The sequence below is a fragment of the Arthrobacter sp. A2-55 genome, from assembly GCF_025548615.1.
Classification (GTDB): Bacteria; Actinomycetota; Actinomycetes; order Actinomycetales; family Micrococcaceae; genus Specibacter; species Specibacter silviterrae.
Window position 1 is genome coordinate 1 of sequence record NZ_JAJLOZ010000063.1, and the last position, 25,764, is coordinate 25,764.

Annotated in this window: 24 protein-coding genes and 1 pseudogene; 11 read left to right on the forward strand and 14 right to left on the reverse strand. The window is 65.5% G+C overall.

Features of this window, described 5'->3' with window-relative positions:
- Positions 1 to 135 precede the first annotated feature (135 nt).
- From LPN03_RS15760 to LPN03_RS15795, 8 genes are all read right to left on the reverse strand, one after another.
- Positions 136 to 2,157 (reverse strand): copper resistance CopC/CopD family protein, encoded by a 2,022-nt coding sequence (locus LPN03_RS15760; RefSeq protein WP_262454957.1) that lies wholly within the window; start codon positions 2,155 to 2,157, stop codon positions 136 to 138.
- Positions 2,147 to 2,380, reverse strand: coding sequence for a hypothetical protein (locus LPN03_RS15765; protein WP_262454958.1), 234 nt, complete (start codon positions 2,378 to 2,380; stop codon positions 2,147 to 2,149). The genes LPN03_RS15760 and LPN03_RS15765 overlap by 11 nt, the downstream gene beginning before the upstream one ends.
- Complete coding sequence (locus LPN03_RS15770; RefSeq protein WP_262454960.1) at positions 2,377 to 2,607, reverse strand: DUF2933 domain-containing protein; 231 nt, start codon at positions 2,605 to 2,607, stop codon at positions 2,377 to 2,379. The genes LPN03_RS15765 and LPN03_RS15770 overlap by 4 nt, the downstream gene beginning before the upstream one ends.
- A gap of 18 nt (positions 2,608 to 2,625) precedes the next feature.
- Positions 2,626 to 2,898 (reverse strand): hypothetical protein, encoded by a 273-nt coding sequence (locus tag LPN03_RS15775; RefSeq protein ID WP_262454961.1) that lies wholly within the window; start codon positions 2,896 to 2,898, stop codon positions 2,626 to 2,628.
- The gene (locus LPN03_RS15780) at positions 2,895 to 3,554 is read right to left on the reverse strand and encodes a peroxiredoxin family protein (RefSeq protein ID WP_262454962.1); all 660 of its coding nucleotides are present in this window, start codon (positions 3,552 to 3,554) and stop codon (positions 2,895 to 2,897) included. Before LPN03_RS15780 ends, LPN03_RS15775 begins: the two co-directional genes overlap by 4 nt.
- Positions 3,551 to 4,510 (reverse strand): cytochrome c biogenesis CcdA family protein, encoded by a 960-nt coding sequence (locus LPN03_RS15785; protein WP_262454963.1) that lies wholly within the window; start codon positions 4,508 to 4,510, stop codon positions 3,551 to 3,553. The genes LPN03_RS15780 and LPN03_RS15785 overlap by 4 nt, the downstream gene beginning before the upstream one ends.
- A 109-nt stretch (positions 4,511 to 4,619) precedes the next feature.
- Complete coding sequence (locus tag LPN03_RS15790) at positions 4,620 to 5,603, reverse strand: M56 family metallopeptidase (protein WP_262454964.1); 984 nt, start codon at positions 5,601 to 5,603, stop codon at positions 4,620 to 4,622.
- Positions 5,600 to 5,965: a BlaI/MecI/CopY family transcriptional regulator gene (locus tag LPN03_RS15795; protein WP_262454965.1), complete on the reverse strand. Its 366-nt coding sequence runs from the start codon at positions 5,963 to 5,965 to the stop codon at positions 5,600 to 5,602. Before LPN03_RS15795 ends, LPN03_RS15790 begins: the two co-directional genes overlap by 4 nt.
- A 168-nt stretch (positions 5,966 to 6,133) precedes the next feature.
- On the opposite strand from LPN03_RS15795, the gene LPN03_RS15800 reads away from it, so the two are divergent.
- The 3 genes from LPN03_RS15800 to LPN03_RS15810 all read left to right on the forward strand — a co-directional run bounded on the left by LPN03_RS15800 (position 6,134) and on the right by LPN03_RS15810 (position 8,963).
- Positions 6,134 to 6,835, forward strand: coding sequence for a DUF3105 domain-containing protein (locus LPN03_RS15800; protein WP_262454966.1), 702 nt, complete (start codon positions 6,134 to 6,136; stop codon positions 6,833 to 6,835).
- Between the two features lie 100 nt (positions 6,836 to 6,935).
- The gene (locus tag LPN03_RS15805; protein WP_262454967.1) at positions 6,936 to 7,181 is read left to right on the forward strand and encodes an SHOCT domain-containing protein; all 246 of its coding nucleotides are present in this window, start codon (positions 6,936 to 6,938) and stop codon (positions 7,179 to 7,181) included.
- Positions 7,182 to 8,024: 843 nt separating this feature from the next.
- Positions 8,025 to 8,963, forward strand: coding sequence for an alkaline phosphatase family protein (locus LPN03_RS15810; RefSeq protein ID WP_262454968.1), 939 nt, complete (start codon positions 8,025 to 8,027; stop codon positions 8,961 to 8,963).
- 324 nt (positions 8,964 to 9,287) lie between these two features.
- Here the strand turns inward: LPN03_RS15810 and LPN03_RS15815 are convergent.
- From LPN03_RS15815 to LPN03_RS15830, 4 genes and pseudogenes are all read right to left on the reverse strand, one after another.
- Positions 9,288 to 9,491, reverse strand: a pseudogene (locus tag LPN03_RS15815) (DNA polymerase V subunit UmuC); the annotation flags it as partial.
- Positions 9,492 to 9,561: 70 nt separating this feature from the next.
- On the reverse strand, positions 9,562 to 9,900 hold the full coding sequence (locus LPN03_RS15820; RefSeq protein WP_262454969.1) for a LexA family protein: 339 nt from the start codon (positions 9,898 to 9,900) through the stop codon (positions 9,562 to 9,564).
- Between the two features lie 264 nt (positions 9,901 to 10,164).
- Positions 10,165 to 12,768, reverse strand: coding sequence for a bifunctional lysylphosphatidylglycerol flippase/synthetase MprF (locus tag LPN03_RS15825; protein WP_262454970.1), 2,604 nt, complete (start codon positions 12,766 to 12,768; stop codon positions 10,165 to 10,167).
- Positions 12,765 to 13,613, reverse strand: a complete 849-nt coding sequence (locus LPN03_RS15830) for a phosphatase PAP2 family protein (protein ID WP_262454971.1) — start codon at positions 13,611 to 13,613, stop codon at positions 12,765 to 12,767. The genes LPN03_RS15825 and LPN03_RS15830 overlap by 4 nt, the downstream gene beginning before the upstream one ends.
- 133 nt (positions 13,614 to 13,746) lie before the next feature.
- Here LPN03_RS15830 and LPN03_RS15835 point away from each other — a divergent pair, with 133 nt between their 5' ends.
- The gene (locus LPN03_RS15835) at positions 13,747 to 14,466 is read left to right on the forward strand and encodes a response regulator transcription factor (protein WP_262454972.1); all 720 of its coding nucleotides are present in this window, start codon (positions 13,747 to 13,749) and stop codon (positions 14,464 to 14,466) included.
- Positions 14,467 to 14,768: 302 nt separating this feature from the next.
- On the opposite strand, the gene LPN03_RS15840 is transcribed toward LPN03_RS15835, so the two are convergent.
- A complete protein-coding gene (locus LPN03_RS15840; protein ID WP_262454973.1) occupies positions 14,769 to 16,754 on the reverse strand; it encodes an ArnT family glycosyltransferase in 1,986 nt (661 codons plus the stop codon).
- Positions 16,755 to 17,420: 666 nt separating this feature from the next.
- Entirely contained in the window at positions 17,421 to 18,842 is a 1,422-nt protein-coding gene (locus tag LPN03_RS15845; RefSeq protein ID WP_262454974.1) for a sensor histidine kinase, read from the reverse strand.
- Between the two features lie 174 nt (positions 18,843 to 19,016).
- Between LPN03_RS15845 and LPN03_RS15850 the strand changes: the two genes are divergently transcribed.
- The 7 genes from LPN03_RS15850 to LPN03_RS15880 all read left to right on the forward strand — a co-directional run bounded on the left by LPN03_RS15850 (position 19,017) and on the right by LPN03_RS15880 (position 25,693).
- Positions 19,017 to 19,397: a hypothetical protein gene (locus LPN03_RS15850; RefSeq protein ID WP_262454975.1), complete on the forward strand. Its 381-nt coding sequence runs from the start codon at positions 19,017 to 19,019 to the stop codon at positions 19,395 to 19,397.
- 198 nt (positions 19,398 to 19,595) lie between these two features.
- Positions 19,596 to 20,912: an alpha/beta hydrolase gene (locus tag LPN03_RS15855; RefSeq protein WP_262454976.1), complete on the forward strand. Its 1,317-nt coding sequence runs from the start codon at positions 19,596 to 19,598 to the stop codon at positions 20,910 to 20,912.
- Positions 20,913 to 21,141: 229 nt separating this feature from the next.
- A complete protein-coding gene (locus LPN03_RS15860) occupies positions 21,142 to 21,879 on the forward strand; it encodes an ABC transporter ATP-binding protein (RefSeq protein ID WP_165183697.1) in 738 nt (245 codons plus the stop codon).
- Positions 21,876 to 22,778: an ABC transporter permease gene (locus LPN03_RS15865; RefSeq protein WP_262454977.1), complete on the forward strand. Its 903-nt coding sequence runs from the start codon at positions 21,876 to 21,878 to the stop codon at positions 22,776 to 22,778. The genes LPN03_RS15860 and LPN03_RS15865 overlap by 4 nt, the downstream gene beginning before the upstream one ends.
- A complete protein-coding gene (locus LPN03_RS15870) occupies positions 22,771 to 23,742 on the forward strand; it encodes an ABC transporter permease (protein WP_165183699.1) in 972 nt (323 codons plus the stop codon). The genes LPN03_RS15865 and LPN03_RS15870 overlap by 8 nt, the downstream gene beginning before the upstream one ends.
- 1 nt (position 23,743) lies before the next feature.
- Entirely contained in the window at positions 23,744 to 24,307 is a 564-nt protein-coding gene (locus LPN03_RS15875) for a hypothetical protein (RefSeq protein ID WP_165183700.1), read from the forward strand.
- Positions 24,308 to 24,667: 360 nt separating this feature from the next.
- A complete protein-coding gene (locus LPN03_RS15880) occupies positions 24,668 to 25,693 on the forward strand; it encodes a YncE family protein (RefSeq protein WP_262454978.1) in 1,026 nt (341 codons plus the stop codon).
- Positions 25,694 to 25,764 lie beyond the last annotated feature (71 nt).

Sequence of the window (25,764 nt, forward strand, 5' to 3'; positions counted from 1 at the left end):
GGCTGGCTGCGGGCCGGCACGGTATTCCCGCGGGCCCGCCGGGACAGCTTCGGCGGCGCCTGTCGGGCTGTTGGCATGCGCCAGGGGTTCACGGGGCCGTGCGGCCGGGCCCCCGGGTGGCTGGGGATCACGCCTTCACCTGGGCTCGGCCGGTTCGGGATAGGTGAAGGTGCGGGTGACCAGGTGGTGCGGGGCGGTTTGTGTTTCGTTGAGGATCCGCCCGTCCTGGGACAGGGTGAGGTTGAGGACGACGTTCTCTGACGGGTAGGACAGCACGAGGCGCCGGTGTCCGTCCTCGTCCGGCAGCCGGGTGGTGATCGTGGCGGTGCCGCTGGCGTAGAGGGCCCGTTGGATGAAGTCTTTCCCCGACATGGGGAAGGCCTGCGGGGTGCCCAGGCCCCGCGCGGGGTCGCTGGTGACCCGCTCGTGGAGTGTGAATGAGGGGACCGCTTTCATGGTGTTGACGGTGGCGGCCAGCAGGGCCGGGTCCGGGTCCGGCGGCCAGGCTACGGTCAGGCCCGCGGCCTGACCGGCCCACCCGTCGGCCCCCGGTGAGAGCGTCAGCGCATTGGCCCCGTCCTTCCAGGTGACTGGGCTGACGAAGCAGCCGGTTCCGCAGCCCCGGAAATTCAGCTTTTGCGTCCGGCTGTCGGGCTCGCCGATGGCTCCCGCCAGGGTGAACGCGGGGGTCTTTGCCTGCCCGGACGGGTCATCGATTTCCGGAACGGTCAGGTTGATGACCAGCTGTCCGGCGCTGGCGCGGGCGTTGACCCCTATTTGCCCGGCCAGGGCGGCGGCCGGCACGACCGGCCCGGCGGCCGGGGGCGGGAACGCCAGCGGGGCGTTGGCGTCCGCGGGCAGTGGCAGCACGGTCAACAGGGCCGAGACGCCCAGGACGCCGGCCAGGGCCACTGTTTCCGCCCGGGCCGGGCCGGTGAGGCGTTTTTGGGGGGACCCGCGGCGCAGGCGGCCGCGCGCGGTTACGGCGAGGCCGGCCGCCACGGCGACCAGTCCCATCTTGGCCAGCAGGGCCCGCCCGTAGTCGGTGGAGGTGACGTCCGCGAGGGGCACCAGCAGCAATGCTGAGGCGAAGCCGGTGAACACCACGGCGACGAACAACCACAGGGCAACCCCGGCATAGGCGCTGATCGCCGCCCGCGCCATCTCACGCCTTGCCCGCCAGGCGAAGGCGGCCCGCAGGACGTAAAGCAGGGTCCCGGCCCACAGGGCGGCAGCCCCGAGATGGACCATTGTCAGCGGGATGCCGATGGCCGGGTTGGCCAGCTGGGGGTGGGCCCGCAGCGCCTCGGCGACGATGACGGCAGCCAGGGGTACCCAGGCCCAGCCGCGGCGCCGAAGCAGCACCCCCGCCGCGGCCAGGCCAAATCCCCCCGTCTCGGCCAGTGCAAGGATGCCGGGCCGGGTGGAGAAGAGCACGCCCGTGGACGGGTGGGTGATGCCTGCGGCCAGGGACCCGCCGCCCAGCAGCAGCACGGCCAGGGCGGCGGAGGCGAGAAGCCCCGCCCCGGCGGCCCACGCCGCCCACCGCCGAGGAAGGGCGAGTGCTGCCGGGATGCGGCGCAGCAGCATCGGTCCCAGGGATTCACCCAGGGCCAGGGCCAGGGCGGTGAAGAGCAGGCCGCGCAGGATGCCTGTCGGCCAGGATCCCTTGGTGCTCGTGGCCTGGCCGCCGCCGAGTGCGGTGGTGGCTGGCCCGACGGCGTAGCGGTAGCTGCCGCCCATGACGTCCCCGTCCTGGGCGCTCGCCTGCCAGGTGACAGTGTAGATGCCCGGCGCGGCGGTCCCGCGGACGGGCACTTCGAGGGCCCGGTTGCCGTTGCTGGCCACCGGCGACCCCAGGGCCAGCCGCCCGCGGGGTCCGGTGACGGTGACCGGGGCCGCGCCCGGGGAGACCGGTTCGTCAAAGAGCAGGGTCAGGCTTTGCGGTCCGGCGGGCACCGTGGAATCGGCGGCGGGGCCGGTGAAGAGCAGGTTCGCATGCGCAGAGGCGGGGGCGGCACCACCCAGCAGCGCCGCCAGGAACACAGCCGCCCCGGCCAGCACGAGCAGCACGGCGCGCCGGAAGGGCGGGACATTGCGGCGTTCCGGTGTGCGGGCCAGCAGTCCGGCACCGGCGCGGCGCGGCCTAGGGTTCATGCCGGGATGGGGGACGGGCGCCTGCGGAAGGGGTGGCGGTGTGCAGCCGTGCAAGCTCCGCCCGGGCGGCCCGGATCTGGTCCTCAATGCTTGCTTCTTCGGCCGGAGCGCAGCATGAGGCACCGTGGGCTCTTCTGCTGCGGCGCATGGGGCGCAGGCAGAAGAACCAGGTCAGCGCGCCGGCGGCCAGGGCCGCGCCGAGGGCAAGGAGGACCGTGTTCATGACCGGGTGGTCTTCCCCCGCGCGGGCGCGGGGTGGCGGGCATCGAACGGGTCCGTGGCCGGGCGGAGGGCGTCGACCTCGGCTCGGAGCCTGGCCAATTCCTGGGCCTGCTCCGGGGTGCCTTGTGGTGCGGAGTCCTTGCCGTGTCCGCGCATCATGAACCACATCATCAGGCCCATGCCCACCGGGCAGGCGAGGGCGGGCAGGATGTACAGGAGTTGTTGCATGGGATGATCCTTTCGGGGTCAGTTGGTTGGACGGTCGGTTGCCGTGAGCCGGGCCAGCTGGCGGCGCAGGGCGCGCCGGGAGAGGCGGCCGTGGGCGATCAGCCGCCCGTTGGCGATCAGGCCGGGGGCGAACACCAGCCGGTGTTCTTCTGCGAGGCGGCGCCCCGCTTCGCTGTGGAGGTCAATTTCGTCGATGGCCAGGGGGAAGTCGCCGGAGAGCTCGGTGAGCAGGGCCCTGCCGTCCGTGCACCATGCACAGTCGGGTTGGGTGAGCAGGGTCAGGGCGATCATTTCCTGGTCCCTGCCTGCAGGTCGGCCAGCAGCGTGGGGACCGGGACGAACATGGTGTAGTTCGGGGCCCCGCCGTAGTCGGCCCGCCACCGGATGACCCCGTCCGGGCCGATAAGGATGAAGGTGTGTCCGTCGCGGCTGGTGCCCATCATGCCGTATTGGTTCGCCCCGTACTGCTCGGACACGGCCAGGCCGGGGTCCGAGAGCACCGGGGTGGACAGGCCCATGTCGCGGGTCTTTTGGCCGATCAGGGCGGCCGGGTCGCTGGTGATGGAGACGACGGCGTCGATGCCGGCGGCCTTGACCTGGGGTGCAGCCTGTTCAAGGCTGGTCAGCTGGTCCCAGCAGGGTTGGCAGGTCAGCCCCTCCTGGAAATAGAGCAGCACGCTTTTTCCCTTGTAGTCGGCCAAGGAGACTTGGCTGCCGTTGCCGGCGGTCAGGGTGAAGGCCGGTGCCGCCTGGCCCGGGCCGGGCTGGCCGACCGTGTAGGCGGTGCCGGCGCCACCGGTTTTTGGGGTCGAGGATGAGGAGAAGATGGCGTAGAGGCCCGCGAGCACCACAACGAGGGCCGCGGCGCCGAGCACCCAGGTCAGGGCCCGTCGCCTGGGCCGGCGCGCCGGGCCCGTCCGGGAGACCCGGTTCTTCGTTGATGTCATTTCTGGTGGTCCTCTTCTGTGTGTTTCTGGGCCGACTGGCTAGTTGGGGTGCAGCAGTCGGGGCCGGCGGGCACGGCGGGTGCCGGTCCTTCCGGTTCCGGGGTGCGTTTGAGCAGCCGGCGGCCCTGGAAGGCGATGAATGCGGCGGCAGCGAGCAGGGCGAGGGCGAGGGCCCAGCCGGGCAGCCAGGCCAGGGCCGAGGCCGTCACCGAGGCGGTGTGTTGGAGCCAGGCGGTCAGTTCCAGCTGCCAGCCCTGCAGGCCCATGCCCGGGCCCAGGGCTGCCTGGATGTAGGTCAGGATGGCCATGATGATGAGCAGGATGGCCGAGGCCGCGGTGCCCAGGGCCATGGTGCGCCGCAGGTGGCCGAGGCGCAGTGTGACCTGCCGGCCCTGGAGCCACTTGCTGGCGCCCCAGCCCCGGCGGTCCCAGACCAGGGACAGCACCATCAGCGGGGCGACCATGCCGGCAACATAGGTCAGGGCCACCATGAGGGCGGCCGGGAAGGACGCCGTGGCCCCGGAGAGGACCGCGACGCCGACCAGGACCGGGGCGCAGCAGGAGCTGGCGGCCCCGGAGAATACGCCCAGGCCGTAGACGGAGCCAAAGCCATGGCCGGTCGGTGCCCTTCCCGGGAGCATGGGCAGCCGCGGCTTCCACCCCAGCAGCATGGCCACCCCGCCGGCCAGCATGGCCGTGGCGGCCACGGAGAACACCAGGGTGTGCTGCCCGGAAACCAGTCCGACCAGGGCCGTGGCGCCGAGCCCGATGGGGACGATGATGGTGGCCACGCCGAGGGCAAAGACCAAGGTGGCGGCCAGGATGCCGGTGCGGCGGCGGAACCCGGCAGCGAGGTAGGCGGGCAGCATCACGGACACGCAGCACGGGGCGAGCAGGGCCACCAGCCCGCCCAAAAAGGCCGCCAACAGCGTCCCACCGAAAAGGATCTGTCCCATGTGTTGTTCGCTTTCGCCCCGGCCGCTGCACGCGGACCCTAAATACTAATCTCCTAAGGAGTTTAGGTGTATAGCGGGCGTCCTGTCCAGCGAAGCTCCCTGGCAATTCCTACTGCATGGGGGCGGAGGCCGAGACGGAGGCGTCCGGGCAGAGGTTGTGTTGCGAAGCGGTGGCGGCCGGCCCCCCGAGCACCAGCACGGGCAGTGCAAGCAGGACGGCAACCGCCAGGGAGCCTGCGGTGGCCTGGGCCCGGCCCAGCGGGCGTCGGGGTGGGATGAGCCGGCGGACGCGGGCGGCTGCCCCGGCGCCGCCGGCGGCCATCGCGCCAACGGGGACGGCCGGTGTGCCGTGGGAGGCGACGGCGAGCAGGGCGCCGGCAACGGTCAGCCGGTCTGTGCGGTCGGTGGCGACGTCGTCCGCGCGCAGCTCGACCAGCCGTGCCGTTTCGGCGGCGGCGTCGCGGAACAGTTTCACGGCGGGGAACGCCGTGGCAATCGCGGCTGAGAAGGTGAGGGCCAGGTCGTGGCGTTCGGCCAGGTGGGCGCGTTCGTGGGCCAGGACGGCGGCCAGCTGGCCGCCGTCGAGCGCCTGCAGGGCCGCCGTGGTGACGACCGTGCGCCGCTGGCGTCCGGGCAGGCAGTAGGCGGCGGATTCGGCGCAGTCCAGGATGGTGAATCCATGGCCGCGGTCGGGCCTGCCCACGATGTCCAGCACCTGCCGGTGGCGGGCACGGTCGCGTGCCGCGCGCAGGGCGGCCCGTGCCAGGCACCAGAGCGTCCGTGCCAGGATGGCCAGGGCCAGCACCGCACCGGTGGCCCCGGCGGCGGCGCCGCCCGGGGAGGCATATTGCTCGCGCAGGGCCATGACACAGGCACGCAGCAAGGCGGCCAAGTCGCCACTGACTTGCACGGTGGGTACCGTCAGGGCCAGTCCGGCCATGGCGGCGGAGGCCAGGACGGTGACACTGAGGGCGTGCCACAAGGCGATGGCCAGCCGGGGTGCACGGTCCACCCAGCGGGCCCGGCGCAGCAGCGGCCCGGCAAACACAGCCAGGGCGACCGCGTACCCGAAGAGGACCAGGGCGACCGTCATGCGCCCGCCTCCTGGCTGCGCGCCTCACCCAGGAGGCGGTGGAGCTCGGCTGCCTCCTCCGGCTCGATGCCTTCAACAAATCCGACGAGCGCCGCCGCGCGGTCATCGGTCAGGGAGAGCGCCTCGCGGACCAGGCCGGCCACATAGTCTTCCCTGCTGGCCGCGGCCCCGTACCGGAACGCCCGCCCGTCCCGGACCTTGGTCAGCCAGCCCTTGCGGTGGAGGATCTCCGTCACCGTGTGGACGGTGTTGTAGGCCCCGCCGCGGTCCAGGCGTTCCAGGATTTCGCGCACGAGCAGCGGGCCGTCCGCCTCCCACACCTGCGCCATGATCGCGTTTTCCAAATCGCCGAACTTCGGCATGCCTGCTCCTTTACCGGGCGAAACCCTTCGTCGTCCCAAGGATAGAAGACATCCCAACATATTGCACCTAATCACCTAAGTAAGTTAGGTTGGTGTCCATGAGGCCCCACCGGAACCGACCTGCGCGGACAGGGTGTGGACACCCCGAACGCAAAGGAACAACCGCCGATGAAACGACCCGGAAACCTGAACCAGAGGCACGGCATGGATGCACCGGCCCCGGGCCGCAGCCTCACGGTCAAGGAGCAGCGGGCGGCCCAGATCGCCGCGAAACTCGCCGAGCACAAGAGCCGGCATGAGAAGGCCCGACGGAAGCGAGCGGCCGCCATCATCGCCGCGTGGGCGGCCGCCGCGGTCGTGGTGGCCTTGCTGGTCGTCTTCGCGGTGACCAGCACCCTGCCCAAGGGATCCCCGTCAGCCGCCATCGCAGGACTGCAGACCTTCCCGGGGCTGAGCCGAAACCATGTGAATGGCAGGGTCGCCTACCAGCAAACCCCGCCTGTGGGCGGGGACCACTCGCAGGTTCTGCTCAACTGCGCCATCTACAGCCAACCCGTTCCCAACGAAAATGCCGTCCATTCCCTCGAGCACGGCTCGGTCTGGGTCACCTATGACCCCGCCGTCATCACCGGGGCCAAACTCGCCACCCTGCGTGGCGAGATTCCCACGAGCTATGCCATCCTCTCCCCCTTCCAGGGACTGCCGTCCCCGGTCGTCGCCTCCGCCTGGGGCGCCCAAATCAAGGTCCAAAGCGTCGATGATCCGCGGATCACCAAGTTCATGGCCCGGTACCGGGGTGCTTCCACCGCGCCCGAGCCCGGGGCTGCGTGCACCGGCGGGATCGACGGCCCCGGAAAGGTTGCCAGGTAGGGCACCGTGACGGCCCACCACAAGCGTGCCTGCCGCCCCGACCCCCTGGCCGACAACCGGCCTGCTCGCGGTGGCAGCAACACAATCAAAGGAGAACATCATGATGGGTCACGGATACAACTACGGCGGCATGGAATGGATGTGGGTGCCCATGTTGATTTGGACCGCCCTGGTGGTGGCAGGGCTGGTGGTGCTGACCATTGTCATCGTCCGGCTCCTGCGGGGCGAGGGCGGACATGCCAAAGGCTCCTCAGCAGCCTCCGCTCTGGAGATCCTGAACGAACGCTTTGCCCGCGGGGAGATCGAAGAGGACGAGTACCGGCGCCGCCGTGAAACACTGAAGTAGCCACGCCACAGGGCTGACGGAAACGGCTGGGCACAGTCCGTCCCGGCAAGCCGCGGCTGGTCAAGCTTGTCGGAAGTGCCTGCATGGCACGAACCGACTTTCGCGGCGGGGTGCGGTCCTTCCCCGGCTCCGGCACGGATTCAACAGCCGCCCGGCATGGCGCAGTCGCATCGCCACACGCCAGGACATCGCTGCACCCGTGCCGGCGGCCCGTCGCGCGTCCCCCACCCTCCCGTGGACAGCGGAGCCGGGCCCGCCAGCCCGGCCTGCATGAATCCCCACCCCGACTGACAGGGAGTTTCATCTGCGCTTCACTGTGAGCCACCCAAAACACCCTCCACCATGGCCCCGCGCCGCCTGGCTTTCACGGGCGGCCTGTCTCCGCAAGGTCGGGGATTACTTGTTTGCCCATCGCATCTTCCCGGTTGCACTCCATTGTCGGCGCCGGCCATGGAAACCACAGGTGATTTTCAGGTTCCCCTGCAAGCCTGTGCCCTGTCGGATGCGCCGTGTCCGGCACCCACGACGACGCCGTCAAAAGCTGCAGCCAGCCGACCAGCGAGCCGTTCGTAAACGTTGACGACGTGAAGACCGAGAACAAGGATGGGCAGCATGAGCCACAACCCGCTCTGGAACCGGCGGCGCGCCCGAGGCACAGCCATCATCGTCATGGCCCTTATGGCTGTGACAGCATGCCAACCCGTCCCCGCAGGGGGCCCCTCGACTGCGGCCCCTCCTCCCCGGGCAGGGGCCGCGACAGGAAACACCTCAGCCCCCGATGCCGTTCCACCAGGAGCATCACCGGACAAACCCGCGGTCGGCGGAAGCGTCTCACATGTGTTCGTGATCAACCTCGAAAACAAGAGCTTCGAGAAGGTGTGGGGCCCCGGGTCCCAGGCCCCGTACCTGTCGCAAACGCTGCGCAGCGAAGGAGTGCTGTTGACCCAGTACTACGCGATCGCACACCTGTCCGCACCCAACTATCTCGCCCAGATTTCCGGGCAGGCATCGAACCCCGCCACGCGAGCGGATTGCCCGTCCTACACCCCGTTTACTCCCACGGGAACAGCCAGCCCGGGCCAGGTAACGGGCAGCGGCTGCGTCTACCCGTCCTCGGTCCCAACCTTGGCGGGGCAGTTGAGCTCCGCGGACAAGAGCTGGAAAGCGTACATGGAAGACATGGGCACACCGTGCCGCCACCCCGAGCTGGGCTCCAGGGACAGCAGCCAGGGCGCCAAAATGGGAGACCAGTACGCGACCCGACACAATCCATTCGTCTACTTTCAGGGCATCACCTCCTCCCCGCTCTGCCAAAGCAACGTGGTTGACTTCAGCCAGTTCGCCGCGGACCTGGCCACCGTGCAGACAACGCCCAATCTCTCCTACATCTCGCCCAACCTGTGCGATGACGGACACGACTCCCCGTGCGTCGACGGGCGCCCCGGCGGCCTGGCCACTATCAACGCATGGCTCAAACAACAGGTGCCCAAGATCCTTGATTCGCCGGCCTTCAAGGAAGACGGCATGCTGGTCATCACCTTCGATGAGGCCGAGGGCAACACAACCGGGCCCTCCGGAATCCCCGGCGGCACCGGGGGCGGGCGGATTGGCGCATTGGTCCTGTCCCCCCACACCAAGGGCGGCACGACCTCCAGCATCCTATACAACCACTACAGCCTGCTGGCAAGCATCGAGGACATCTTCTCGCTGCCCCACCTCGGCTACGCCGGGGCAACCGGGCTCAACCGATTTGGACCCGATGTTTTCAATCTCAGCCATTAGAGGACATCCATCTAACAAACTTTGATTCCAAAAAACTGACTCAGAACGCTACGCCACTGCCTGATCTCATACCTGCGGCCTCTCGTGCAGCAATGCTCGGCCACTGCCGGCCGGGCGGACCAAACCAAAAACGACACGCAACGCAACGAGAACGTTTCCTGGGCACGAACTGGCCGTGGCCATCACTTCACCCGGGAGCGGAGTCTGCTGCTGGCGCTGCACCGGAATACGCCCATCCATACCCATGGCGACCCCAGCGTCCATCAAGAGATCGTTCCGATATTTACTCCGAATAGCGCCAGTTTGAATAACGCCACGTACCAGCCACTCCTTAGCACGGGGTGCGAGTTTGAACCACGGCTCCCCCATCGGGATGCCCAACGCCTTGGCCTCTGAGCTGCGGGTGACGGCGCACCCGTCATTGTTCGACAGCACCGGCCGGCCCTCCAGCGACGGGTCAAAGGCCCGCTCCGCACTGGCATAGAAACTATTCACGTCCACATGCGCGATGTAATCACTCGAGGGCATCAACACCGGCCCGTGCGGCTCCGCCGTCCTGATACGCACCGCACCCACCCCCTGGCCCGAAAGCAGCCGCCTACAGGTGGTGCAGGGCCAAGGTGGCCGTGCCCCAAATCTGCAGGGACGCCAGCTCCGCAACCCGAATGTCCGGGTACTCCGGATTCTCCGCCTGCAACACCACCCCGCCCTTGGTGATCCGCAGCCGCTTCACAGTCAGCTCCCCGTCCAGGACCGCGACGACGACGGACCCGTCACGCGGCTCCAGGGCCCGGTTCACAATCAGCTCATCCCCGTCGCTGATGCCCGCCCCCTCCATGGAATGCCCCGACACCCGCACCAGGTACGTGCTCGTCACATCCTTGATCATTCTCTGTAGAAAGTGCCTGTTCTGCCCAAGCTGTCCCAAGGCTGCCAAACATTCTTCTTTGCGACTTTTCGGCCGGCCACGGGAGGACACATGTTGCTATGGACCGCTGCAGAACACGGAATACGTACACTTTGGGTGTTCGGAGACAGGGGTTCACCGAGTCAACTCACGATGACGAAGGAGAGATCGGCTATTTGCGACGTCATCACGTCGTTGAGTGACCGTAAGCCAAATGGTGTGCGGGACGGTTGACGCGGGCCCAATGCCATTGCCGGAGGTAGGTGCTTGGCCCTGTGATGGTGTTGGGTGGTGTCATTGCCCGGGTTCGTTGCGGGACTTGGCGGGGTGGCGGATGATTCTTCCGGCGAGGCTGAGGCTTTGCCGGAAGGATACTTTGGGCAGGTAGGCCTTGCCGATGGCGTTGGCGATGCTGGGAAGTGCTGCGGCGTCGGGGTAGAGCATGAAGAGGGGCTCGTAGCGTGGTTGGAATTTTGATTTGAACTGTAGCAGTGATGTGAATCCGTAGACGGGTTCCAGGAGGGTTCCGAGGCGGTTGAGGAGCCGGTCCAGTGCGGCCATTTGCTGGTTGGGGATTTTTGATGCGTTGTCTGTGCCTTCTTGCTTGATCCGTGCCAGGGGCGCGCCGGAGAGGCTGAGGAATTCATAGCCGTCGTCTTTGAAGGACAGGGCTGCTGAGGAGATGAGGAATTCGATGCTGGCCCGGAAACCGGTGCTGCGTCGGCGCATGAAGTCAAGGGTCCAGCCGACGACGGCCCCGTCCCGGTAGACGGGCAGCCAGGAGGCGAGGGCGTGGATGGTGTGTTGGTCATCGATGGCTAGCAGGCATCGTACTTCCGGGTCGTTGATCTCCTCGAGACCGCCGAGGGTGAAGCCCATTTCGGGCATCTTTTTGTCGGCGACCCATTCTTCTGAGATGGCGTGGATTTGATCGGCGATGGCCAGGGGGGCTTCTGGGTAGGAGACCCATTGGGTGTGGATGCCTTCTTTGGCGGCTTTGTTCAGTGCTGTGCGGATGTCTTGGAATTTTTTGCCGGTAAAGGAGAGGGTCGCGAGGTCCAGGATGGTTTCCTGGGCTACCTGTACAGCACCCCATCCGAGGTCTTCTGCAGCGTCTTTGATGTTCCCGGGGACGGAGTAGAAGCAGGGGGTCCAGCCTTGATCCGCTGCATGGTGGACGAATTCGTTGATGGTGGTATGCAGTTCCGCTGGGGGGCCCACGGGCGGGCCGAGGGTCAGTGCGATGCCCGAAATCGACCGGTAGGCGATGAAGCTGTTGCCGGAGCTGGAGAACCAGTAGCTGTTCCCGTGCCATTGGGTCATCCAGGACAGTGAGGACCCCTCCGTGGTCTTGAGGATGTTCCGGGCGCGGTTGGAATCCGTGCCGTGGATGTTGTGGGCTGGGCGCAAAAAGGATCGGAGGATCAGGACCGCGGTGATGGTCCAAAAGGTGATGCCGATGCTTTCATAGAGTAAGACGGTGGCGCTTCCTTGCGGGAAGAACGCCGGGGACAGATCGAAAAGGTAGCCCAAGGGGAGGAACCGGTCAGGCAGGTCGGCGAGCAGATCCGGCAGGCCCGGGACTGGCGTGAATTCGCGGGCCAAGGCTAGGCCCGCCAGGACGTAGACGGTGGAGAGGAGGACTGCGGTGATCAGCACGGCCTTGACCAAATGGCGGTAGGTTTTCGGTGGTGCACTGACGAGAAAAAGTCTCCTGGTGATTAGGAGCAGGACCACCAGCAGTGTTGGCAACAGCAGTGGCAGGATCAGGCTCAACGGGTGGTGGTAGGCGGATACGTCAATGGCCCCCAGGCCCTCGTTGGGGGAATGGTTTGGCGCGGCAGGCATCAGTGCTGCGGCAATGTAGGTGCCTGCAAGAAGTGCCAGTGCGCCTTGGATGATCAATGCCGAGTACCATGCGAAGCGGCGGCCACGGCGCAGCCCGTCGGCGACCACCAACAGCAACACCGAGGGCAGAATCGCCATGAATATTCCGCCGGCACCGGCACGCAGTTGCAGCTGGGCGGACGCACAGTCCCTGACCTGGGAGGGGTCGGCACACAGGGATTGAAGGGTCAGCGGGTCAACGGCTTGGATGTTGGTGAAGAGGAAACGGAGCACAGACAGGGGACCGACGGCATGGGGCAGCAGGCCCGCGAGGACGGGCCCTACCGCGGAAGCGGCCACGATGAGCGCGATCAGGACCCTGGCTTCCCTGCCGGAGGTGACCGGGACGCTCAAACGCGGGGCGCGGCCGCATAGCACTGGTCCCAGGAACACTCCCGCGGTGGCAGCTGTGAGCCTGACTAGGTCGGGGAAGGAGCCGCTGTAGAGGACCAGAAGAATCAACAGCACAAAGGTCAGGAGCCGCAGGCGCCGGCGCCATAGTGTCTCCAAGGTCGCGGTCGCAGCCAGCGCCGCACCCAGCACCCATGCCGAAGGTCCGAGATAGGAGTGGGTCACCAACTGTGCGGACCAGCTGCCCATCAGGTTCCGTCCCGCGTGGACCATGCCGATCACGGTAATGACGCCCGCAACTTGGGCTGCCAGTCCGGCGACCGCGAAGCGCAGGCTGCCCAATTTGCGTTCAGTTGGAATACCTACCGCGAGCAACAACGCGGTTCCGAGCAGATATCCGCCAAGTCCCCGTTCCCAGAACGCTCCGGTCACGATTACCCACCAGTGCGCCGGGAGTGAGGAGACGGTGACTCCAGCCATATGACGCAACGACCCGTGAAGTCCGGTCAGAACAGTGCCGGTCAGCAGCCCGGGCACCCACAAGAACACCAGAAGAAGCCATGTTACTGGGGCCTTCTTGACAGTCTTGAGCCACCCGGCCATGCGGCGCCCAATCACGAAGTTCCGGATACGAGACGAGGAGTGTCCAGACGCGTTCATGGATTTTCCTTGGATTCCCCGATGGGTGGTGTCCGCTCCTGGATCTGGCAGTCTCTGCTGGTGGGGCCATCGTCCCTGCCGTCCGAGTGCAGGGCGGCTTCGCCAGTCTGCTCGACGCGGCCGGTCCGGCCCTGGGCCCGGGAAGACGGGGACAGGCGGGCCTGCTTGGTGAACCGGGGCGCGATCAGATGGTTCCAAACCGGCAGCCAGGCCACTATGGCGGCACCGGCTATGAAGACAGAGGCGAGGACGTCACTGGGGTAATGCACGCCCAGATAGAGCCGGGAGAAGGCGACCAGCGCCACGAACACGGCCCCGGCGGCCATGGACACCGCCTTCGCCCGCCGGCTGCGGGGCACCACGAGGACGAAAGCACAGGCCAGGGCGAGTGCGAAGGCAGTGTGTCCGGAGGGATAACTGGTCAGGCCCTGTTCGTGGACCAGCGCGTGCACGGTGTCGGAAGGGGGCCGCATCCGTGCCACGAGGTATTTGGCAATGGCCGAGGCTAGCCAGCCCACACCAACGACTGATCCGAAGGCCAGGGCGCCGTTCACACTGCGCCGGACCAGGATCAGGCAGGCTAAGACGAGGATGATGACGGCACCGAGGGGTCCCAGGCCGTAGTGGATGGCCAGCGAGAGCGCACTCAGGACCGGGTTGCGGTCCTGTGCCAGGGCGATATCCACGCCAAGCTCGGCCGGCTTGGGTCCGGAGGCCTTGATGGCCAGCCCGATGGCAACAGTGGCCGCGAAGACGAGGGCACCGAGCCCTGACCACCACCACGAACGAAGATGCGGCCAGAGCCGCTCCGGTGTCGTTGGTGTTTGGGGCTTGTTGTGGATCATGGGCTTCCTGAGCTGGCGCGGACGATTGGTGCCAGCATGCCACGCGTTTGCTGAGAGGTGCCTGTGGATTCCTTTTTCTCAGTCGCCTCTCAGGGTCGGCCAGTCATACTGCTGGTACGAGGGAAGGACTCAGATGCGAATCCTATTGGTGGAAGACGAGACGTTGTTGGCCGAGACGGTCCGGCGCGGCTTGACGAATGAAGGCTTCATTGTGGAAGTGGTCCATGACGGGGTCAGCGGCCTGTGGGCTGCTACGGAGAATCCCTATGACGTGATCCTTTTGGATTTGATGCTGCCGATGAAGAACGGCTACGACGTGCTCAAGGAGCTGCGGGAGCGCATGATCTGGACACCGGTGATGATGCTCACGGCCAAGGACGGCGAATACGACCAAACCGATGCCTTTGACCTGGGCGCCGATGACTACCTGACCAAACCGTTCAGCTTCCTCGTCCTAGTCGCCAGGCTGCGGGCCTTGATCCGGCGCGGCGCCCCGGAACGGCCGGTGGTGATGGAGTTGGGGACATTGCGGTTGGACCCCATGAACCGCAGCGTCCACCGCGGCGAGAGTGCCATTGCCCTCACAGCCCGCGAGTACGGGCTGTTGCAATTCTTGATGCGCCGGCACGACCAAGTGGTCTCCAAAGCCGAAATCCTGGACAACGTCTGGGACCCCGCCTTTGAAGGCGGTGACAACGTGGTGGAAGTATATGTCGGCTACCTGCGCCGCAAAATAGACGCCCCGTTCAACCTGTCCACACTCACCACCGTCCGAGGCATGGGCTACCTGCTTGGCGCAGACCGGGAAGCAACCCACCAAAGCAATCCCTGCATTGATTTCTCTGGGCATTGAACCGGACCGATCCGAGCCATCGCCTCACCGCCAATAATCCTCAACCATGCGCGAAGATCCGAAGGCGGGACCACATGATTCGGTGAAGGCACACACCACAACCATGGCCCAGTGCGTCCGAACCGATATTTACCCATGCATGTAATCAAGGTGCTGTGTTGTCAGGGTGGAGTGGTTGCCGAAACTTCGGAAAGCGAAGGATTGCGGGTCCTCCCCCGATGGGGTCTCCCAGCAGCGCTGTTGAAATCAAATGGCCGCATCCCGCTGACCTTGGTGGCTTGAACGCTTCACTGTCTTCGGTATTACGACAGGCCTGGTCGGATGCCCGGGTGACAGTGAAAGAGGCTGGTGACGGCCGTGCCGGTGGCATCTCCGGACCGTGTGGCTGGCAGGTAGGCCGATGGTGGTACTGGCGTGCAGTGTTGGTGGACCCATTGGGCGATGGCATCGAGGTGGGGTGTGGTGTGTCCGGATTTGGCGCCGTCGCCGGTCAGCACGATAAACGGCAGGGACCCGGCGGCGGCGAGGTTCCTGATTTCCTTCGCAGTTGGTGAGGGCACCCTGGAGCTGTAGCCGGCAATGGGCAGCACCCTTTGCCCTCCTCCGCTAAGAATCAGGGGCGCCGCGCTGCGCCAACTGTCGGTGGCCATCGCGTAGCCCGCACTGGTGCTGTGGGCGGTGGCGTACCGATACATTTCGGCCTCGGCGGCCGCCGTTTCGCGCACGGCACGGTTGGAGGCCAGACCGATCCCGTAGTTCCCGTCGTTGAGGGTTGCACTCATGCGCTGGCTCGCGTCGGCGGTGGCCAGGTACGGGCCGGCATGGGCGTCGTTGGCTGTCCCCGCGTACGTCGGGTTGAGGGTGGACACGGACCAGGCCACCGGTCCTGCAAGCACGACGCATAACGCCAGGCCCGGTCCCATGTAGCGATACCGCAGTCGGCTTCGCTTCCACGGCGTGGCGGGATTCTTTCGCACGGCAGCTGCAAGGACGGCGGCGGCCGCGGCGCCGAGAACGATGATCGCGGGCGAAAACCAGGGGAGAAATCCGGGGTAGGCGAGGCTCACACCGGCCGCCCAGAGACTTTGCACCAGCACAAGGGCGGGCAAAGCGTATCGGACGCGCCCGGTGGCGTGATTGAAGGTGTGCCACAGGAGTTTGGCGCCGATCGCGGCCATGGCGGCCAGCGGCAGCGTCAGGGCCGCGAGGTAGGCGGTGTGCGGCAGTGTCATCACCCCCAGGACGGAGCCGACACTTACGAGCCAGGCCACGCAGAGCAGGATGCCGGACTTCAACTGTTGGGCCGGACCGTGTGCTGTTGGTCCGGGACCGGTTTGGGGCGCGCGCAGCTGGGTCAGTCCCAGGACTATGCCGGCCAAGGCCATCGGGTAGAGCCAGCCGATCTGGCTGGCGTCCGCGGGCAGGAGAAGCTTGATGGGGGTGTGGGATACCACGGCGGCGGCAGTGATGGCGGTTGTCCCGGAGGGGCCCGCCCCGGGGTCTGCTCCCAGTGCCCCGGGCAGGAGGCCCGGGATGAACCTGTTGAATCCGTTGTAGCCGAAGACCATGGAGAAGATGTTGTTGTTCAGGCTTCCATCAATGTAGGGCCGCTCGGTTGCCGGCACGAGGGCAATTGCGCTCATCCATGACAGGGAGACTGCAGCGGTCACGCCAGCGGCGAGGAGGAGGTCACGGATGCTCTTGCGCATCTGGACCGTCCGCATGAGCAGGTAGACGGCGGCCAGGGCAGGGAGGATGAGCCAGGCCTGCATCATTTTGGCTTGAAAGCCGATTCCGACCATGGCGCCGCATAGCAACAGGTATCTGGTCTTGTGCGTGTCCAGGCTGTGCTGGAAGGCCAGGACCGCCAACGTGGTGCACATGGTGAGCAGGGAGTCTTCCATGGGATGGGAATACATCGACACGAGCAGAGGCGTGGATGCCATGATCACGGCCCCAGCCAGAGCCGTGGCCCATCCTGCCCATTTGCGGATGAGCAGGTAACTGGAAAGGACGGTAACCAGTCCTTCGATGATCTGCGGCAACGCCAGGGATGCCGGGCTAAAACCGAAAATCCTGGCCGAGAGGGCCTGCGGGAGAAGGAACCCGGCGAGCTTGTCCAGCGTGATGGTCCCCCGCGGGTCGAAAGCACCGAAAAAGAACGCCTTCCAGCTCACTGACATGCTTTTGACCGCGGTGGCATAGTAGTCCGAGTACCCTCCGACGCCAATGTTCCAGGTGTACAGCACCGCCGTAACGGCCAGCAGGAGTGTCAGCGCCCATGGCACCCACCGTGGCTGTGGCAAAGTCGTAATGGACGGCGCTGCCGGACGCTTTTGCGTCGGAAGGGCGGGAACAGTTGCCATTGATATCGCCACTGCTTCCTCCCGTCGCCGTTCTTGCCTCGGCCGCATCCTTGTCCGTGACGCGGTGGCATCAGGCAGGAAGGGCTTTTCCCTCACTGTGCCACGCGGTTGCTGAGGACAAACCCAGAGTGGTTGAGATAGCGCTGAGTGCAAGATCGGGCTGGCAGCTGGTCTCGTTCATCCGTGCTCGGGATCTGCCGGTACGCGGCGGGACCTGTGCGAGACCGCCGGTCCGGCCGAGGCATGGTTCACAGGAGCCTTGTCCTGACGTGGGAACGAACGGCGGCATCATTTGTGGACCGATGGGACAGACGGCGCCGGGAAGTTGGTATCACCCTGGTCTGTCTGGCCAGCTGCTTCGTGCGTTGGCGGCAATATCCACGCGCGCGGACGGCCGTCGTCCGATTGAGGCGTTGCCTCGGCGCGGTGTCTCCAGGGTTTCGTGGTGCCCGCGGCGTGTTTGAAGGGACCTTGGCTGCTCGACCCTGCGTTCAGCGTGTCACCCGTTCACACCGGAGGGGCTGCTCCGAGGAGGGCGCCCTGGACCCCTGACGGAGGTAGCGGCGGCCCATGGCTGGAGGGGCCGGGTCATGGGATCTGGTTGTCAGCGGCCAGGGGCAGCCGCAGTTCGAAGCGGCAGTCCCCGGTAGGGGCCTCGGTGGTGGTGATGGTGCCGTGGTGGGCTGTCATGATGCTGGCGGCGATGGCCAGGCCGAGTCCGCTGCCGCCGCTTTCGCGCGAGCGGCTCTGATCAAGTCGCACGAAGCGCTCAAAGATCCTGCCCCGCTCTGCTTCAGGGACAAGGTCGCCGTCGTTGTCAATGACCACGCGGGCCCCGTCGTGGCCGGTGGTGAGTGTGATGGTGATGGTGGATCGGGCGTGGCGGTTGGCGTTGTCCAGGACGTTGCGCAGGACCTGTGCGAGGCGGCGTGCATCGCCGCTAATCCTGGCGGGGGTGAGGGTGGCGCTGATGTGGTGGGGGCTCAGGGAGCGCAGGCGGCGGATTTCGGTGTCCAGCACGTCGTCGAGGTCGACGTCCTGGAACGTCGTGTGTGTGCCTCCGTCGTTGGCTTTGGCCAGGGTCAGCAGGTCATCGACGAGGTAGCGCATGCGTGCCGTTTCCCCGCTGAGCATGGCCTCCAGTTCGATCCAGGTGTCACCGCTCGGGTCTGCGGCAGCGATTTCCAGCCCGGCGCTGATGGTGGCCAGCGGGCTGCGCAGTTCGTGGCTGGCATCGGAGACGAACCGTCGCTGTTCAGCGTCGGAGGCTTGGAGCCGGTCGAGCATGGTGTTCATGGTCAGTGCCAGGTGGTGAATTTCGTCGTTGGTAGCGGGGACTTCCACCCGTTCGTTCAGGCGGCTGGCGTTGATGCCGGCGACTTGGCCGCGGATGCGTTCGACCTGGCGCAGGGACCTGCCCACCAGGATCCACACCGAGGAGCCCACCACTATGACCAGCAGGGGGGTTGCTCCCAGGAGGAACCAGGCTACCGTGGCGACCGTGTCGGACTGGGCCTGGACGGTGGAGGCCACGACCACGGTGTAAGTCCCCTGCGCTGTGGACACTCCTTGGGCGACGATCAGGAACGCGTCGCTGTCACCGATGCTTTGCAGGCTGGAAACATTCTGGCTCAGGGTTTGTCCCGGTCCCGGGCGCAGCTCTGAGAGCGCCTTGGCCTCAGTCGAGCGTTCCGAGGAGGCCACCACGGCCCCGCCCGGGCTGATGATCTGCACGTACTGGCCACTGTGCGCGGTGTTGGCCAGGGCCTGCCCGGCCTCGGTGACGTCCTGGCTGGTAATCATCGCCGCCACATCGGAAGCCTTGGCGGTCGCGGCCCTTTGGGTGGTCGAGATCAGCGAAGCCTGCAGGAGTACCAGGAGCAGCAGCCCTCCGATGAGTAGGGCGAGTGCGACCACGACGACGGCAGTCGCCGTCGCTCTTTTGCGCACGCCCCAGACACGCCGGCCCTCTCGTGGGGACGTGGGTGGCTTCAGGCGAAGTGGTGTCATGGTTCAACAATGCCCGCGCCGGCCGCCATTTGCACAATCACCGGGCACGCCTTCTCAGCGTCTCCTCAAGTTCGCTTGGCTTCCTCTCAGTGGTGCCCGGGCACACTGGGGTTATCGCCACCCGCCCCGGATGGCAGCGGAAGCCACACAGGCCCGCGACGAAAGGAGAGAACGATGACTGACCACAAGGACACCACCTTCAAGGCCCGGATCTCGGGAATGGAGATGAGGAAGAAGGTGCTCATGGGTGCGGTGGGCGTGATGGCACTGGCCGGGCTCGGTGTGGGTGCAGCCAGCGCCGCCACCCCTGGGCCGACACCTTCGTCCCACTCGGTCCAGCAGACCAAGGACGCTCCCACCCCCGGCGACACCCCGGATGTCCCCGGCGCCAAGGACACACCCACTGCAGGGGACACAGCGGATGCCGCCGGCGCCACGGAAGCCACGGATCCGGGCGAGAAGGCCGGCACGCCCGAGAAGGCCGGCGACACCGGACCCAACGTCCAGCAGACCGGGAACCACACAGATCCCGGTGATCTGCCCGGATCCCCCTAAACCGGTCAGGCCACCGGCAAGCGAGACGGAAGGAGGCGCCACTGGATAATCACGCACAGCCCCTCACCCAGGGCTTGCTGAGACGAGACCGAATGGCCCGGCGGGACCCCCCAACCTGTCCGGGCCATTCCCGTTCATGCCGTACCCGGCGCCTCGTAGGCCGAGTTCCATCCTTTCTAACACCAGGACACGATTGACATGGGCATCATCTCCAACATAGATCTGCTTTCAGGCCCGTTTCCGGTGTTGTTGGCTGTTCTGGCCTGCTTATCAGGGGCCGCGCTGCTTCTGCGCCGAGGCCGGGGATGGATTCTTGGCGTGGTGGCTGCCGCCCTCTTGGCGGCCGTCCTGGCCTGGGCCGCCAACTGGTATGTGGTCAATGTTGCCGGGCTGAGCGCCTATGACCTTCCGCTGCAGGTGATCGCGTGGATCGGGACAGGTATCTTCGCCATCCTGCTTATGGTGCTGAACCTGGCCGTCGGACGAGGGTGGCGCAGACTCCTGGCGCCCGTGGCCATGGCCGTGGTGGTGGTCGCCGTTGCCGCGCAGGTCAACGTGTACTTTGGCGCGTACCGCACCATCGGTGACCTCACCGGGGCCAGCACAGCAAACATCGCACCCCTGGCATTCTCCGGCGCCAACGGCCGTCATATCCTTGCCCCGGCTGCCCCGGTCAACAGTCCGGTCGTGAACCGTTGGGTGAAGCCAGCCGGGCTGCCCCTGACGGGGACAGTGAATTCGGTCCAGCTCCCCGGCCGCGTGTCCGGTTTCACCGCACGAACCGGCTACGTCTACCTACCCCCGGCCTATCAAGCACACCAGAGGCCGTTGCTGCCGGTGCTGGTCCTCATCACGGGACAGCCCGGCTCCCCCGCCGACTGGCTGAAAGCCGGCGGACTGCAGGCGACCATAGACGCGTTCGCCGCAGCCCACCAGGGACTGGCACCGGTGGTCGTGATCCCTGATGTCAACGGCACCCACTCCGGGAACACCATGTGCATGGATTCGAAGATCGCCAAAGCCGACACTTACCTTGCCGTAGACGTTCCGGCGTGGATCAAGAACACCCTTTCTGTCGACCTGAATCCGCGGCACTGGGCCATTGGCGGCTTCTCCTTCGGCGGGACCTGCGCACTGCAAATGGCCGCCCTACACCCGGGCACCTATCCATCGGCCATTGATCTGAGTGGCGAAGCCGAACCAGCCATCTCCGCGAACCGGTCCGCCACCATTCAGGCCGCCTTCGGCGGCAACACGGCCGCGTTCAACGCCCTCACTCCCCTGGCCATGATGGCGAAGACCCACTACACAGACAGCTGGATCTACTTTGCCGCCGGCGCCCAAGACGGACGGTTCACCGGCTACCAGAACCTCGTCTCCGCAGCTGCCCGGACCGCCGGCATGACCGTCACCACCCACAGCGTGCCAGGTGCCGGGCACTCCTGGGCCGTGCCCCTAAACTCCCTGGGGCCCGCCCTGAACTGGCTGGCCCCCCGGCTCGGCCTGGCCCCCTGACCGCTTCTGTGCGCACCGCCGCGGGCATAGCCCGTCGGACATCCCGGCACGAGCTGCTGATGAGGGACCAGAACCCGCCGGGCACACAAAGGTCCGCGCACAATTGATCCGGTCACGAGTGTTTCAGGGACGCGGTTTGCCTCATGCCGGTCGGGAGTTCATGAGGGTTCCGTCCGGTTCCTGGCAGTCTCAGGCTCCTCTTATCCGTCGCCCCGTAGTGTGCGATGTCATGACTGATACAGCAATATCCACTACTGCACTGACCAAACGGTATGGTTCCCACCAGGCGTTGAACGAGTTGACCCTTTCCGTTCCGTCAGGGGAAATCTTTGGCTTGCTGGGCCACAACGGTGCCGGGAAAACCACGATCGTCAACCTCCTCACCACATTGATGGAGCCCTCCTCGGGGACTGCGGTGATCGGTGGCCACGACATTGCGACGGCGTCAAACCAGGTACGTCGCAGCATTGGCTACCTGCCCGAAAACGTCCAGTTCTACGACAATCTCACCTTGGCTGAAAACCTGCTTTTCTTTGCCCGCCTCTCCGGAGTCCGTGCCCCGGGAGCCCGGATTCGAGATGTCCTGGAATTCTTGGACTTTACCGGTCGGGAAAACCACCGGATGGGCACCTTTAGCAAGGGGATGCGCCAACGGGCAGGCATTGCCCAGGCCATTGTGCATAATCCCTCCGTGCTCTTCCTCGATGAGCCCACGTCAGGACTTGATCCCCAAGGTGTGGCAAGACTGCGCGAGATCATCATTGCCTTGAACACCGATCTGGGCATGACAATCTTCATGAACACCCACCTGCTGGCGGAAGTGACGAAAACCTGCACGAGCATTGGGATCCTCAGCTCGGGGACCCTGATCTACCAAGACTCCGTGGCGGCAACCCTAGATTCCTTCCCGGGCCAGGAGTCCCTGGAGGATATTTACCTCCACATTGAAGCAGGCCAACGCTCATGAACCGGTGGACCGCAATCATCATCCAGGAGCTCCTGTGTACGGCTCGTGAGCGGCTTCCCCAGCTGCTGCTGGCCGTCTTTGTGGGCATGATTGCCGCGTCGGCATTCATTGGTTCCTCGGCGCGGGCGAGTGTGGCAGGGGTTTACCGTGAAGTGGTGCGCCAGGGCCTGACTGCCGCGCCCAACCCCTTTGATGCGCTCTCACCGCTGTACTACGCACGCAACACGGTCATCTACATTGTCCTCATCGGGGCGCTGCTGGCCATCGTCATCGGTGTCCGCTCCACGTTGCGGGACCGGCAGGCCCGGACCGCGGACCTGATCCTCTCCCGCGACGTGCGCCCCTCCCACTATCTGGGGGCGAAACTCACCGGGTTGGCGTTATTCATCCTGGCTCTGCTGGCTGTATCGGCAGTGATCAACATCGGATGCATCAGCATCGTGACCGGCCATGCCATGTCCTTCGATGACGGGGCACGGATTGCCAGCCTCTACGCTGTAGCGTGGCTGTTTATGCTCCCCTTCGTGGGCCTGGGCATGGCCTCCGGGATCTGCTCGTCCTCCTCCACCACAGCACTGCTCGTACCCATCGTGATTTGGAGCGTGATGATTTTCATCTTGCCGCTGCTGGGCACGGCAGCCCATCCGGTCTCCCTGCTCAACCCCGTGGCCGCACCGCCTGCCGCCCAATCCGGATTCTTCGCCGTCACCAGCAGCCTGGTCGCCCCGCTGTCCCTGGGCGAACAATTCAAGCACGTCAGCGCGTTGATCCTTTCCGACCCGCAGGCCACCGGCACCATGACCAGCGGCCTCCTGATCATCGCCGCCTTCGCCGCGGCCGGCTGCGCCGCCGCCACCATGACCGGCCGGGTACGGATGAGGAGTGAACTCCATGACTGAAACGCTGACCCTGGCTCACAAGGAGCTCACGGACCTGCGCCGCAACCGTTTCATGGTCGTGCTGTTCGCATTTCTGGCCGTCACTGTCGTCCTGTCCGTGGTTGTAGCCTCAGCGGACTTCCGCCTCAAGATCGCCGACTACCACCACTACCTCGATGCCCTGGCCGCGTCAGGCAATGCAGCCGCTGTCCCTGCCCCGCAACTGTTTCCCCTGCAAATGCTCCGGGGCGGAATTGAATACCTGGAAATCATCGGAAGCCTGTTCGCCGTCGTGCTCGGGTATTCAATGATCACCAAGGAAAAGGGACGGGGCACGCTGCAATTGATTTTCAGCCGCCCCCTGGGACGGTATGCCTTCGCGGGAGGAAAAATCCTCGCCCTGGTCCTTCTTTGGACAGCCACCGTGACGGGCCTGTTCATCGTCATCACCGCCACGTTGCTGCTCGTGGGCAACGCACCACTTCAAGGCGGGGACTACCTCCGTCTAGCCCTGGCCGCAGCGCACACCATCGCGTACCTCATCATCTGGTCACTGCTGGCTATGGCTCTGGCCTCGCTAACCCGCCGCACCGGAACCGGGCTGATCCTGGCGCTGGTCCTTTGGCTGATCGTGGTCCTGATCATCCCCCAAATCGGGGACACCATGGACCCGGACAACCAGATTCCCGGCGGTCTTTTCGCGTCCCTGCAAGTCGATGCATCCCATGAACAAGCTGTCATGGCCCACTTCACCGGCTACGAAACCACCCGGGACCTGATCGAACAAAGCTCAGTGACCAAACAATACGAACGTGCCACGTTCGCCTACCTGGGCATCAAAACCGAATACAACCAACAACCCCTGGGATTCATCTGGGCCGGAACATTCAACAACACCCTCTGGCTCCTGGCCGGACTAGCCCTCTCCGTCAGTGCAGCACTGCTGGCCGCCACCAAGAAAACCATCCTACGAAAGGCCCCCTGACATGAAAAACTTCCTCCGCCCCGCCTCCGTTGCGGCCGCAGCCCTGATCGCACTCGGCTCCTTGGCTGCCTGCGGCTCCAACACAAACCCCGCCCAACCAGCGGTGAGCAGCTCAGCGGTGACCGTCCTACCCGTCACCTCAAACCCCATGCCAACCACCGGCACCAAACCCGGCCTAACCATTACGAATGCCATCGCCGAAAACAACGTCAATCCGACGACGAAAGCCCCCGTGGCAGACCGGCTGCAGTTCGACCTCACAAATTCATCCACCGAACCGATGACAGGCCTGGCCGTCTACTACACGATGAAAGACACCACCAGCGGAAAGTCCGAGTCCTACTACCAAAAACTCACCGGTCTCACCCTCGCCCCGGGGCAGAAGGAAACCATCTACTTCGACAACGGCGCCGGTCCCGGCCACTACCCGGACAACAAATACAGCCTCTACCGAAGCTCGACAAACAAAGTCACCATCACCATCCTCGCCCACGCCACCGGCTACGCCACCGCGTCGGGAACAGCCACGAAATCCGTGGGAACAGGGGAAGTCGTTGGGGGCTAAAGCAACTACCGCGGCCGCCACGTACACCCAGGGGCTGCACAGCTTCCACCATGGTGATTCCATTAGACGCCGGCAGACTTGGGTTCACAATGGAACCAGTGAATGGCGAAGCCAGACTAAACCCGCGATTCACGCGGACAGCCCAGAGCAGTGGCAGGGGAAAGGATTGCCATGAACGAGCATGAAAGGGGGATGCCCCGGCGCCGGATGTTGACCCTGGGGGTTGGAGCCCTCGGTGCGGCAGCCCTGACTGGATGCACCAATACCCCAAAAGTCGTTGCCACCAGCGCCGTGCATCCACCAGCGCCGTCAATGCCAACGCGGCCCAAGCCTTCACCCGCGGCGGCAGGATTGCCCGGCATGCCGCCGGTCACCGATCCGCACAACGTATACGCACTGGCCGGCGCCAACATGCTCACCGAAGCCGTCAAAGCGGACCGGCCGCTGGTCTACGTTCCCCACAACATCTCCGGCGACGTCTGGGTCATCGATCCGTCGACTTTCGCCGTGGTGGCAAAATATCCGGTCGGCAAGGAGCCCCAACATGTGGTCCCCTCCTACGACATGCGCACGCTCTACGCCACCGCTGACATCAGCAACCAGCTGTTGCCGTTCGACCCGCGCACGGGCCTGCCGGGAAAGCCGATCCCGGCAATCGCCCCTTACAACCTGTACTTCACTCCTGACGGGCGCTTCGCCATCGTTGTGGCCGAAGCCAGGGCGGAACTTGTCTGGTACGACCCCCACACCTGGCGCCAGCAGGGGATCACGAAAGTCCCCGGATGTGCCGGAATCGACCATGCCGACTTTTCCCTGGACGGCCGCACTGCCGTGTTCACGGCGGAATTTTCAGGCCGCGTGGCCGTGGTCGACGTCGTCTCGCACCGGGTGCTGCGTACCATCGACATGCCACACAGGAACACCCACATGGGGCCCCAAGACATCAAGATCGCCCCGGACGGCTCTTGTTACTTTATCGCCGACTCCGACGAGGGCGGACTGTGGGTCCTTGACGGGGCTGCCACCCGGGTGGAACGGTTCATTCGCACCGGGAAGGGCGCACACGGGCTGTACTTCTCCCGTGATGCCAAGCTTTTATACGTGACGAACCGGTTGGAAGGAAGCATCAGCGTGCTCGATGCGTACACCGGAGCCGCCGTCACAAAATGGCATATACCCGGTGGGGGCAGTCCGGACATGGGCAATGTGAACGCTGACGGATCGCAATTATGGCTCTCCGGCCGCTACGACAGCGTCGTGTACGTTCTCTCCACCAAGGACGGTGCGTTGATCCGCAAGATCCCGGTAGGCCGCCAACCGCACGGCCTGTGCATCTGGCCCCAACCGGGTCGTTACAGCCTGGGGCACACAGGAATAACACGGTAAGGAAACCACCATCCATGTCAAATGAAATATGCCTTTCGTGTTCCACGGGATCTACCTTGCCACGGCACCGT